The organism is Vibrio pacinii DSM 19139 (assembly GCF_000711795.1).
In the GTDB taxonomy this organism is placed as follows: Bacteria; Pseudomonadota; Gammaproteobacteria; order Enterobacterales; family Vibrionaceae; genus Vibrio; species Vibrio pacinii.
Genome location: NZ_KL543976.1, coordinates 122589 through 135405, shown reverse-complemented (window position 1 = coordinate 135405; position 12817 = coordinate 122589). Strand labels below are relative to the sequence as shown.

The 12817-nt window shown below is 44.6% G+C and carries 7 protein-coding genes; 3 read left to right on the top strand and 4 right to left on the bottom strand.

Annotated elements, in window-relative coordinates:
• Positions 1 to 161: 161 nt before the first annotated feature.
• Positions 162 to 2063 (top strand): sensor domain-containing diguanylate cyclase, encoded by a 1902-nt coding sequence (locus BS19_RS15585; RefSeq protein ID WP_038176524.1) that lies wholly within the window; start codon positions 162 to 164, stop codon positions 2061 to 2063.
• Positions 2064 to 2209: 146 nt separating this feature from the next.
• Positions 2210 to 3436: a glucose-1-phosphate adenylyltransferase gene (glgC, locus tag BS19_RS15580; protein ID WP_084186032.1), complete on the top strand. Its 1227-nt coding sequence runs from the start codon at positions 2210 to 2212 to the stop codon at positions 3434 to 3436.
• Positions 3437 to 3502: 66 nt separating this feature from the next.
• On the opposite strand, the gene BS19_RS15575 is transcribed toward glgC, so the two are convergent.
• Both BS19_RS15575 and BS19_RS15570 read right to left on the bottom strand, forming a co-directional pair.
• Positions 3503 to 6655: a chitinase C-terminal domain-containing protein gene (locus BS19_RS15575; protein WP_038176521.1), complete on the bottom strand. Its 3153-nt coding sequence runs from the start codon at positions 6653 to 6655 to the stop codon at positions 3503 to 3505.
• Positions 6656 to 7028: 373 nt separating this feature from the next.
• Positions 7029 to 7913 (bottom strand): AraC family transcriptional regulator, encoded by an 885-nt coding sequence (locus BS19_RS15570; protein WP_038176519.1) that lies wholly within the window; start codon positions 7911 to 7913, stop codon positions 7029 to 7031.
• Positions 7914 to 8056: 143 nt separating this feature from the next.
• On the opposite strand from BS19_RS15570, the gene BS19_RS15565 reads away from it, so the two are divergent.
• Positions 8057 to 9205, top strand: a complete 1149-nt coding sequence (locus tag BS19_RS15565) for an iron-containing alcohol dehydrogenase (protein WP_038176518.1) — start codon at positions 8057 to 8059, stop codon at positions 9203 to 9205.
• Positions 9206 to 9321: 116 nt separating this feature from the next.
• Here BS19_RS15565 and BS19_RS15560 read toward each other — a convergent pair whose 3' ends face one another.
• Both BS19_RS15560 and torS read right to left on the bottom strand, forming a co-directional pair.
• On the bottom strand, positions 9322 to 9843 hold the full coding sequence (locus tag BS19_RS15560; RefSeq protein ID WP_038176517.1) for a GNAT family N-acetyltransferase: 522 nt from the start codon (positions 9841 to 9843) through the stop codon (positions 9322 to 9324).
• The gene (gene torS / locus BS19_RS15555; RefSeq protein ID WP_038176516.1) at positions 9840 to 12746 is read right to left on the bottom strand and encodes a TMAO reductase system sensor histidine kinase/response regulator TorS; all 2907 of its coding nucleotides are present in this window, start codon (positions 12744 to 12746) and stop codon (positions 9840 to 9842) included. The genes BS19_RS15560 and torS overlap by 4 nt, the downstream gene beginning before the upstream one ends.
• Positions 12747 to 12817: the final 71 nt, after the last annotated feature.

Here is a 12817-nt window from a genome sequence, read left to right as displayed (position 1 = left end):
ACTATGAAGGTGCTCTTTTTTTACTTCTAATAGGGCTGTACCAGCACAAATCAACAACCACCGTGGTTAACCGCACAATATTCAATCGTGCTCACAGCAATCTAAATCTATTTTAGTTAAGATAATGTTGATATTGCTGCCAAATAACTGATTATTTCCCAATGAATAAAAGCCAATACAAACTCATTTTCCAGTTCCTAGTCGTATTCTCTATTTTGGCACTTGTTCCATTTCTTTATTTTTATACTCAATTCAACCAACTTGATACTAAAACGCAGCAATACGTCGAGCAGCTCAACCGTAACAAGCTCGAGTACTCAAAAGCTGAACTGCAAACATCGTTGACAGAAGTCTCCACCTCATTACAGTATCTATCTAATAACGGTATGTTAGATAAGGTGTTACAACAACCAAACCAAGAGAACATCCAAGCGCTGCAAGACTTTTGGTTACTCATTGTTCGTACCCAAGGTTATTTCTCCCATCTTCGTTTTATTGACGCGCAAGGAATGGAAGTTGTGCGGGTCAACAGTAGCCAAAATGATGATGAAATCGTCCCGTTACAACAGTTGCAATTTAAAGGAGATCGAAGCTTTTTTAAATACGCTCAAACATTAACTAATGATGAAGTGGGTGAATTTGGGATTGACCTTGAGTCGGAATATGGGGAGATTACCACTCCATTTACTCCAGCCTATCGGGTGATCTACCCGCTTTCGAGCAATGGCAAGCGCACGGGTTACTTTATCGCGAACCTTGATCTTACACGTATTTACCGCGGGTTAGCGTATAAACGCAATAGCGATTATCTTCCTAATATTGTCAACAAAGATGGCTATTACATTATGTCTCCAAATAATCAGGGGATTATGGGCCACTTAATTGCCGCCAATGAACAAGCCAACATAGCACTGCAATACCCTAAGCTGTGGCAGATGATTAATGAGCGTGATTCAGGCACCTTTCGTTCAAGCCAAAATTGGATCTCTTTCACTACAGCAATGTTTGACGATATTGAAAACATCGACAAACTGACTTTTTTCATTACTACCGATTTTTCTCAAGCTCAAGCGTTCACCGATTTAGAGAGTAGAGATCTTTACATTCAAGCCACTTTTATCTTCATTATCTTGTTTTTACTCAGTTTTACATTCGTTGCGTGGAATCATAACCACATTAAAAATAGTTTAGACAGTAAGATAGCCCGCGCAGCAATGAACGGCATGTCTGCCGTTGTTATCACCGACCGCAATAACCGCATCATACAGGTCAACAGCGAATTTACTCGCGTAAGTGGTTATACCCTTAACGATGTCAAAGGCAAGCCACCTTCCGTATTTGCCTCAGGAAAACACCAACAACAGTTCTACATGAACATGTGGAAAGTATTAGAAGAGCAAGGCCTTTGGGAAGGCGAAGTGGTCAACAAACGTCGTGACGGTTCACTGATCACAGAAATATTGAGAATCCAAACCGTTAAAGACCGCCGTGGTACGATTCAGTTCTACGTTGCCTCTTTTGTTGATATCTCACATCGTAAAGAACTCGAAGATCGCTTGCGCGAACTGAGTGAGAAAGATTCGATGACTTCCTTGTGGAATCGCCGCAAATTTGACTCAGAGATGCAAGTTCAAGTCTCTCGAATTAAACGCTATAGAAAGCATGAAACCTCGACCTTGGCTTTGATTGATATCGACCACTTTAAACGCATCAATGATAAACATGGTCACGATAAGGGTGACGAGGTCATTAAAGAAGTAGCCCTTAGCCTAAAACATCATCTCAGGGAAACCGACCTTGTCGCTCGTATTGGTGGCGAGGAATTTGCGATCATTATGCCACACACTGAATTGAACGAAGCGGAAATGGTGTTAAATAGAATTCGCATCGCCATTAATTTAGAAAGTGAACTCAACATCACGATCAGTGTGGGACTAACAGAGATCTCAGCCTCAGCGCAAGAGACCTACAAACGCGCCGACATCGCTTTGTACGAGTCAAAATCTCTCGGTCGCAATCAAGTTTCAGTGTTTTCAGCCAGCGAAGCCGATACTATTGCTTAAGTTTGGTGCGCCTGCACTGGCGAGTGCACCATAAAGTATCAGTGCTTTCACTGCGCTTGGCTCTATCCCTTATGCCAAGGTCGTTTTGTTGTTGGCTCAATTCTTGAACTACGCTTAATACCTACATTCCTTCCTCGACGCGCTATATGGAGATACTCATGCAAGATGTACTCACCGTTATATTAGCTGGCGGTATGGGTTCACGATTAAGCCCCCTAACTGATGACCGTGCCAAACCAGCTGTTCCATTTGGGGGCAAATATCGCATCATTGATTTTACCCTTACTAACTGCCTTCACTCAGGGCTACGTCAAATTCTCGTACTGACCCAATACAAATCGCACTCATTACAAAAACACCTCCGCGATGGCTGGTCTATTTTCAATCCAGAGCTCGGGGAGTTTGTCACCGTTGTTCCTCCACAAATGCGCGGTGGTGGTAAATGGTACGAAGGGACAGCGGACGCGATCTATCACAATCTGTGGTTACTGGAACGCAGTGAGGCGAAACATGTGATTGTCCTATCTGGCGATCATATTTATCGTATGGATTACGCCGAAATGTTAAAGGCTCACATTGAAAATGACGCCAAACTGACCATCGCCTCGATGGCCGTCCCTCTCAAAGAGGCGTCGTCATTCGGAGTGTTGTCGATCAACGAGCAAAATCGGGTAGAAACTTTCAGTGAAAAGCCCCAGTCACCTCAACCTATGCCCAATAATAGTGAAAAGTGTTTAGCGTCGATGGGGATTTATATCTTCGAAATGGACACCCTGCGTCGGGTTCTACGCCAAGACGCTAATGACCAACAATCGTCACATGATTTTGGCAATGACGTCATTCCAAAACTAATTGATGAACAACAAGTTTATGCTTACAACTTCTGCTCTGATCGAGGGCGTGTGGCGCGCGATTGCTATTGGCGCGATGTCGGCACGATAGATTCATTTTATCAAGCCAATATGGATTTACTTGAACCCGTTCCTCCGATGAATCTGTATCAACCCAATTGGGGGATTCGAACCTATGAAGCTCAACTACCGCCAGCGCGTACGGTTTCTTCGGCGACGGGGAATGAAGGCATCTTTATTAACTCGATCATCGCCAGTGGTGTGATTAATTCAGGCGGGTCAGTACAACACTCAATTATCTCATCCAACGTGCAGATTGAAGACAGCGCAACGATCGTAGACAGTATTTTATTTGACAGTGTCAACGTTGGTGAAGGGTGTAAATTAGTTAACTGTATCATTGATAAACACGTCAAGATCCCAGCGCATACAGAAATTGGATTGAATCGAGTCGAAGACGCGAAACGCTTCCACATTTCAGAAAGCGGCATTGTTGTTGTTCCTGAGAGTTACCAGTTCTAATACCGCAAAAAAAGGCCTTGGATAAACCAAGGCCGTGTGTTTATTTACCAGTTACGAGCAAATGTGTTACGAGCAAGGAACCTCATTCCAGAACCAGTTTGACTGAGTCGGTGACTCCCACGTTCCTGGGCTATTTTGCGCGACAAAACACTTACCGTTGTACGAATAGGTTTCACCGTTCGTCGCTTGAGTGACACCAGGCTGCCAAGGTGTCACACTACCAGAGCCAGTATCTCCGCCGGTATCGCCACCGTTGTCACCGCCTGAAGGATCACCGTTCCCTACAGATAAATCGGCAACAGGCAAATCCGGTTGTTCGAACTTAAAGGCGTAATCGACCCCGCTGAGATTGACTGAATAATTGGCCGGTCCCGAAATTGGCAAGTAATACACCATATCGAGTTCATAACTACCACCAGCGGGTAACTCTTTCCATGCCGGAAGGCTGAACGCAACTCGGTGCATCGTACCGTCTAAACCACCAACGTTATTTGATCGTGAATGACCCGATGCGATGACAGCCAACCCGCCTCCGGATTGATCTTTGGCATTGTCTGGCGCCGAAACCGGAATATCAAATTGGAACTCAGTCCCACCAGGAATGGCTTGACCAGTATTATTAGTAAAGGTCACTTTCGGATTGATTGGGTAGTTTTGATCGCCGACTTTAAAGCCACCAATTGCCACAGAAATATCAACCGTTTCACTTGCAATCGCATTGGTTGCAACTTTATTGCCATAAGGAGTTGCTGATTTAAACTTGTCGTACATTGCTTTGGTCATGGTGTTACCCATGTGGTATTCACCGTTACCGCTCTGACACGCTTGCTCAGTGGTATCAACCGCGCCACGTTGACCGTTCGCATCGAGTACATAACAGTTATAGTCGCCCGCCAGCTCCCAGAACATAATGCCGCCAATTTCTTTGTCGATAACGTAGTCAGCTTTAACCGATACCGATGCTTGATCTTCGGTAGAAAGGAATACCCCCTTCTCTGCGTTCCAAAGCCAAGGCGCAACGGCTACGCTGTCATAGTGGCGAGAATAGTTCCCTACTAAACGATCATCGGCATTATTGACAGGATCAAGATTATACGCCTGAGCATACGAACCAAAAATACCGTTCTCGAGGTTCTTCGCATGCCACATTGGACCTGATCCCGCCCCCATTTCGTTACCTTTCGGATCGGTATCGTGCCACATGTTATCAATGCCTATTGCGCCGTTACCACAATTGTTCTTTTCGCCTTCACCGGTACCTTGTGGACACTGAGTTTGATCAGGAAGCGCGGCTCGTCCCCATAAGCCATTGGTGCCACCCGTCACGCCTTGCCAACCACGCGTATAGTAAGGGACACCAATATTAATACGGCCCGCTGGCATTGAGCCACGGAAATAGTGATAAGCCCAGTCAGTATTAAGGTAACCAATGCCACCATATGCAGCCGTACCATAAACGTTCCATTGGGCTAACTCTGAGTCTTCGCCTGTATCGTACAATGCTGCGTTATGGCCGACATGATCATTCCAAGCGCCATGTAAGTCGTAAGACATGATATTGACGTAGTCGAGGTACTTCGTGACATCAAATGTTTCCATACCACGTAACAGATAACCCGATGATGGTGCGGCAATAGTCAGCATGTAGTGGTTACCATCTTGCGCTGAAGCAACATCCAATTTTTCACGCAGCACTTTCATCAACTCTTGATAAGATGCCCACAAGTATTGACGACGAGGTTCCATGAAATCTTTATCGTATGGATTTCCCGCGCCAGCCATAGAGGTCGGATACTCATAGTCGATATCTAAGCCGTCAAATTGATAAGTGCGCATCATTTCAACCGCTGATGCAGCAAATTTTTCAATACCGGCATGGTTGATTGAACCGTCAGCATTGGTGGTCATGGTATAGAAGCCGCCATCAGCAACACGATTACCATCTGCACCAAAGTGACCACCCGTTTCAGCCCAACCACCAATAGAAATAAGTGTCTTGACGTCAAAACGTTTTTTGTAGGTCGCTAACGCACCAAAGTGGCCTTTGAAACCCAATGTAGGGTCAATCTCTACCCCTGGCCACTCTTTACCCGTTGCGGCGTTATTCGGATCATTCACATCACCTAGGTTAACCTTACCGTCAGAACCTATGCCAACAAAGGCATAGTTGATGTGTGTTAACTGTTCCCATGGAATATCTTTGACTAAATATGCCGCTTGAGGATCGTCTCCTGAACGCCAACTGGTAAAGTAACCAATGACACGCCTTGGATGATCGGCGCCCATTAATTCTCGACCTTCTTCATCGTAGGTAGTGCAGTAAGGGACATCAATACCTTGAGTTTGATACAAGCCATCAGGGCGACAGTTTGACACCGTTGGTAAGCCATTAACTTTGAGACTTGCAGATACCGAGTTTGTGCTCGCCCCTACGTTGTCGGTTGCTTTGGCATAAACAGACACAGTGCCAGAACTGGTGGTGGTGTAGTCTAAACGATAAGGCGCTGCCGCTGCGCTGCCGACTAGTGTGCCAGCAACATAGAAATCAACCTTATCAATGGTGCCATCGCTGTCAACGGCATTGGCCGATAAGGTAACCACACTGCCGACATCAACAACTGTTGCAGACAAAGTAAGCTCAACGTTCGGAGCTTCGTTACCGGGCGTTGCACTATCAACAAGAATGTCAACGCTACTTAATACACTGGTTGCACCTTTATCATCGGTAGCCACTGCACTAATTTGATGCGAGCCCACGCTAGCAACCCATGATGAAACATAAGGTGCACTATTCGCTTGTGCAACCACCACTCCATCAAGTAAAAACTCAACGTTAACCACCTCGCCATCTGTGTCTAGCGCATCGGCCGATAGTGTCACTACCTCACCTTCGCTAAAAGCAGCGTTGGCTAATGGCGCCGTTAAATTGACCGTTGGGGCTTGGTTTGACGCCCCTGTGTCACAACTGCCTAGATTCTTCCAGTGTCCCCACTCACCTGAGGTTTGTAGCGGATCATTTCCTTGCGTCCAATAATTCGCTTGGTACGCTTGACCTGAATGTGTGACCTGATCACCCGTGTTGTAAATTGTTGCTGAGTCCCAATCACCCAATGGGGTGCAATCAATCGCTGCGTAACTGTTGAACGCCATCAAACACGATGCGCTAAGCGTACTCAGAGTAAAAACTCTCTTAGCCATGTTCACTTTTGACTTATGCATTTTGTTCTATCCTTAAGTTATTGTTTAGAAATATTAAATTTGTTCAATTTCGTATTGGACACTTAAAACACTTCGTGAAATAACATTAGATAAGATCGAGAAAATAACACGATAAGAATCGTGACAATCCAAAATGCCTCGCAAACAGAGTGATCTCATTTGCAACAACATCACACTTATTTTGTATCGATAACTAATATTCGATTTAATTCGAACGATAAAAAATAAGCCTCTTCATTTCAACATAAAGAGGCTTATAGCTAGAAGATTGACTAGATCTCCTATAGGGGTAACGAGAATAATTCTCTTTGCTTATGCTACTCAAACTAAAGAAAAAAAACACAGTAAGAGTGTTAAAAACCATTTCCCTATTTTAACCAACACTGTTTTCGGTTGGTGTTAAGTTGAAATGACGTTTGAATTCACGCGAGAACTGCGATGTGCTGTTGTACCCGACTAAACGCGCCGCATCTCCCACCTTTACACCTTCTAATTGAATTAACTCACGCGCTTTATTGAGACGAACTTTTTTAATGTATTGAATCGGTGACGCCAATGTGACGCTTCTGAATGCTTGATGAAACGCGGAAACACTCATATTGGCGGTTTGGGCAAGATCTTGCACTGTGACTGTATTGGTGTAGTTCCTATGCAGATAATCTAATGCTTTAGCCACGCGCGCGTAATGACCTTCATGACGCGCCAAGTCAAACAATACGTGTCCTTCTTTACTCATCAGCGCACGAAAAGTGACTTCTTCCATTAAGCTATCGCCCAAGATTGAAGCCTCTATAGGGTTACACAGCGCTTTCATTAAACGTTGACACACATCGAGCATTTCATTGTCCATTGCGACTGATTTTAAACCTGACTTAGCTCCTGAGTCTTTACATGGATTGTAGCAACCTCGCGTTTCAAGCTTATTAACTAGCCGATGTAAAACTTGTGCGTCAATATCAATACTCAATCCTAGCAAAGGTTCACCATTATCAGTGATCGCTTCACACTCAAGCGGCATAGGTACACCGACCACTAAATAGTCATCGGGGCCATAATGTACAGGTTGGTTACCAAGATAGATGTTTTTAGTCCCTTGGCCCAAAACAATCAAACCGGATTGATAAACGAAAGGCTGACGTTGATTACCTTGACTGCTGCGGTAGAAATGAACGCCGTCGATTTCCGTCGTGGTGATCCCTTCTAAATTCGATAGATTTTTTTGCTCAACATAGAGCTTCATCCAATCAGCCAAAGACATAAGTAAATACTCTCTTTCATTAAAAAATAGAAATAGGCAAAACATTCAGAGAAATTGACCTTTATCTAGACCAAAGTCAAGACTAATATGCATAATGAAGTTAAACAATACATTCCAACACGGAAGCAAGAGGCAAAATTACCATGCAATTTTCCTACGTAAATCCAACACAAATTCATTTCGGTCAAGGCCAAATCAAAACGATTGAATCGGTGATTCCAACCGATCAGAAAGTTTTGGTGATCTATGGTGGTGGCTCTATCAAACGCAATGGCGTTTATGACCAAGTCAGCCAAGCACTTGCTCATCATCAATGGTCTGAGTTTTCTGGTGTCGAGCCAAACCCGACCAAAGAAACCCTCGACAAAGCTGTCGCGATCGCCAAAGAACAAGACATTGACTTTATTCTTGCTGTTGGTGGTGGCTCTGTTATCGATGGTTCAAAATATGTCGCCGCTGCCGCAAAATATGACGGTGACGGCTGGGACATTATGGTTGGCAAACACCAAGTGACAGCAGCCATTCCAATTGGCGCAATTCTAACCCTACCCGCGACGGGTTCTGAGTCGAATATGGGTGCGGTGGTTACCAAAGCTGAAACTCACGATAAACTTCCGTTTATGACGCCTCATGTGCAGCCTAAGTTTGCCGTGATGGACCCTGATGTAATGAAAACGTTGCCTGAAAAGCAGTTGATCAACGGCATCGTTGACGCGTGGGTACACGTGTGCGAGCAGTACCTGACCACTGACCACGGTGCAATGGTTCAAGACGGTTATGCTGAAGCATTATTGCGTAACTTAAAGACACTGGGTGAACAATTTGACGCTCGTGATAACGATCAATGGCGCGCTAACCTGATGTGGACAGCGAACCAAGCTCTAAACGGTCTGATCGGTTCGGGTGTTACGCAAGACTGGGCAACGCATATGATCGGCCATGAGTTTACCGCTCTTTGGGCAGTCGACCATGCGAGATCATTGGCTATTGTACAACCTTCGCTATTGCGTAATCAGTTTGCCGTGAAGCAAGCCAAACTTGAGCAAATGGGCAAAAATGTCTTTGGCTTTGCTGACTCTGACAATCTAGCTGAAGAGACCATTAAAGCAATAGAGGCATTCTACTTGTCGCTTGGTGTCGATACTCAGTTTAATGGTTATCAGGGTACTAAGCAGGAAGCGGTTGATACTGTTGTTAAGCAATTAGAGCAACACGGTATGGTCGCTTTAGGTGAGAATCAAGCGATTGATTTAACCCAAAGTCGCAAAATCCTTGAGCTTGCGATTAGCTAACACTAATTCAGCTCTAAGTAAAAAAGCAGCTTACGCTGCTTTTTTACCATCTTAGCGCAACAAAATACGATCATAGGTTAATAAAAGTTCACCTAACCGTGGTCTGACATTGTTGATTAAACCTGATAGCAATAAATCAGGTCATCGTAATACTTGCCGCCAATCTGATAAGCATTTTTTTCTCGCTCTTTGAGAGAAAAACCCGCTTTTTCAAGAACTTTACATGAAGCGACATTACCATCGGTGACAATGGCGTTAACGATTGTTATCGGTAGTTGATTTGCTGCATGTTGGATAAGCGTGATCAGAGATTCTGTCCCATAGCCTTTACCATGAAACTCTGGCAGCAAAAGATAGCCGACTTCCACTTGCTGTTGGTTTTGTTCAGAAACACATAATCCCGTCACACCAATCGCCTCTCCCGTCGTCTTCTCGCGAATCACTAAACACAACCAATGTTTGTCTGGCCAACGCCATACAGGCAAACGCGATTCAAAACGCTGACGAATTTCGTCAGTCGTCGGTTTATCAAAAGCATAGCGAATCACTTCATCATCTTGATGCAGTCTTTCGAACAGTGACCAATCTTTCGCGGTGATGGGGTTCATTACCAGTTGTTTGGACTCTAAATGATTCATTCAACCTCTGTGTTTAATGTTTTGTGTAAAGCCTGACAAGAGGCAAAAACAAGCTCGCGCAAATTGTGTTGCTGATCGTGGTAACTTTTCAAAGGGTGTGACGCCGTCTCAATGTTCAAACACAATTGAAACAACGCACCCAAACCTAGGCTGCCTGCAGAACCTTTAAGTTTATGCGCCAATTGAATGACCTGCTGTTCATTGCCATTATCGTAAGCATACTGTAACTCGGCGCAGATCTGCGTTGTCCCGTGTTCAAACAACTGAATAAGGTCACGCATTTTATCTTCACCCAACACCTGTAAATCCGCCAATACCACGTTGGGGTTAATGATCTCAGTGTCAGTTGGCACCTCTACATTGACTGGTTGATGACGATCTTGTTCCAACTGTAAGTTTTTGCCATCCAAACTATTTTGAATAAGCTGGCACAATGCACTTTTATCAATAGGTTTGGCCAGGTAACCATCAAATCCTGCCGATAAATAACTTGCTACTTCTTCGTTGTAAACATGTGCTGAGAGTGCAATCACTGGTATTGCCCTGTTAATGTTCCCACTCTTCTCATTCTGTTTAAGTTCTGCAAGCAGTTCTACACCATTGCAATCTGGCAGATTGATGTCAAGCAATGCAATGTCAAATGATTCACGGGCAAACATCTCTTTCGCACTGGCACCATCAACAGCGGTTTTAACTTCATGTCCCATGCTGTTAAGAAAACCTTCTGCGACCATGCAGTTTACCGGGTTATCTTCCACCAGCAGCACTTTTGCTTTAATGCTGCAGTCACGGAGTACTTCAACCTCTCGTACCTCTTCACCTAACTGCAATGGCACAGTAAACCAAAAACGACTGCCATTATGGCGTGTTGACTCAACATAAAGTTGCCCGCCCATTGCCTCTACAATTCGCTTACTGATTGCGAGCCCTAGTCCCGTCCCCCCTTTGCTCGCGTGGCTCGGTCCGGCTTGAGTGAAAGCATCAAACAACGTCGGCAATGCTTCTTCAGCGATACCTATCCCCGTATCGCTTACTTCAAACGTAATATTTTGCGGCACCTGTGGATCACATGCGACATAGAGATCTACATGACCGCCTTCAGTAAACTTAATCGCATTACCGACGAGGTTGTTCAATACCTGACTAATTCGATTAACATCGCCCAGCCAAAACTTGGCAACATCGCTTTCTATCAGATTACTAAGCTCAATCGATTTTTCCTGCGCACGTCCATCATGTAGACGGGTAATGTCATCAATAAGCGCATACAAATTAAAATTCACTGGGCGTATTTCTAAATGACCAGCTTCGATTTTTGAATAATCCAGCACATCATTAAGAATGGCCAGCAAGTGAGTTCCGCTACGATTGATCACATCAACATAATAACTTTGCTGGGGGTTGAGACCGGCATCTTTCAACAACTGTGCGGTGCCCAACACACCATTCATAGGCGTTCGGATTTCATGACTCATGGTGGCAAGGAAAGCGCTTTTAGCTCGACTGGCTTGCTCTGCGGCCCTGCGAGCATGTGCATGATTTTCAACTTCTTCATTCAAACGTAAATTCGCCAGCTGTAGCTGCTGAGTTCGCTCTGCAACCAATTCTTCCAAATGCTCTTTATGCTCTTGGAGCTCTCGTTTCGCTTTTGTTTCGCTTTCAGCAACAACCTTGAGTGCTTTCGCGGTGTTTCTCGCGGTGATGATCGCGTGGCCCATATGCGCGAGCTCATCGTTGCCCTTAATGTTCAACTCAACTTGCAACTGACCTTTGGCAATAGACAGTAGCGCGTAGGAATACTCCGCAAGACGCTTTACGACCGAGACATAGACGACCTTCCAAACGATCAAAACGACGATCACCATGCCTAATACAGTAATAATAGTGAGCGTTAATTGTGCGTAGTCGAGAGTGGTTTTTAATTCGTCGACCGCACGCGTTGTGGCCAAATTCGACTCATCAACCAGCTTATTTACTGTTGTGTTGAGCGTGGTAAATTGCGTCAAGGTATCTTTCATTAATTGTTGAGCATTGCGCTCATTTTCATCGCGACGCACAAGCAGATCAAACACGTCCGAGTGTGATTGCAGCTTGACGAGTAAATCAACCATTTGCATCGATCGCGTCGGATCTTCAACCGCGTTCACGCGACGTGTCATAATTTTGAGGTTGTGTTTGAACTCATCGGCAATAGTACGGATACGATTGATATCCGACACTGTGCGTGTTTCTTCAATATGATTGAGTAATTTAAATGCCAACAGATGAAATTCGTGCAAACGTTCTGCAAGGTCGAGATCGACTTCAACCAAGGCATCGAGTGCTTGATAAACATCTTCAACATCTTGCTGTTCGAGCAGAGAATAAATATGGGTCACATTGGCAACCGCAATCGTTGAAGTATTTGCAACTTGTGTGCGAGTTAACTGCTCCAGCTCTTGCGCGAAATCACGTAGTTGCTCGGTTTTCACGACAAGATGTTGATTTAACACTAAGCGTTTCTCTACTGCGATCCCCAGTTTTGCTAAGGTATCGATGACACCTTGTACGTTATTCTCAAGCCTTGCCAGCAACTCAGAGTCGAATGAGTCTGAGCCAAGTTGTTTAATGTGCGTTAATAGCGACTCCAATCGGTTAAACAATTCTTTACCCGATTGTTGACGCTGAACTTCTGTTTTTGCATTAGATAACGTTTGGACCGAAGAGATGATTTTTGAGCTCAATACAGATACCTGTCGCGCTTCTAGCATCGACGGAATAGCTGAGTTAACGACATTGCGCTCCGTTTTCGCCACCGAACTAAAGCCAAACACACCAATTAGCGCTGATGTTAACACCAGTAGCGCCATAGCAAGGAAGGCCAGTAATAACTTACGTCCAATACTGGCTTTAGCGAGTAACATTGAGATTCATCACTTCTTAACTTTTCGATAATAGGTTATATTTTGCAGTGTTTATGCTGCCTTTACCAACG

Coding starts and splice junctions, on each gene's coding strand:
- BS19_RS15575 (WP_038176521.1), bottom strand. CDS start 6,655: ATGCATAAGTCAAAAGTGAACATGGCTAAGAGAGTTTTTACTCTGAGT.
- glgC (WP_084186032.1), top strand. CDS start 2,210: ATGGAGATACTCATGCAAGATGTACTCACCGTTATATTAGCTGGCGGT.
- torS (WP_038176516.1), bottom strand. CDS start 12,746: ATGTTACTCGCTAAAGCCAGTATTGGACGTAAGTTATTACTGGCCTTC.
- BS19_RS15585 (WP_038176524.1), top strand. CDS start 162: ATGAATAAAAGCCAATACAAACTCATTTTCCAGTTCCTAGTCGTATTC.
- BS19_RS15560 (WP_038176517.1), bottom strand. CDS start 9,843: ATGAATCATTTAGAGTCCAAACAACTGGTAATGAACCCCATCACCGCG.
- BS19_RS15570 (WP_038176519.1), bottom strand. CDS start 7,913: ATGTCTTTGGCTGATTGGATGAAGCTCTATGTTGAGCAAAAAAATCTA.
- BS19_RS15565 (WP_038176518.1), top strand. CDS start 8,057: ATGCAATTTTCCTACGTAAATCCAACACAAATTCATTTCGGTCAAGGC.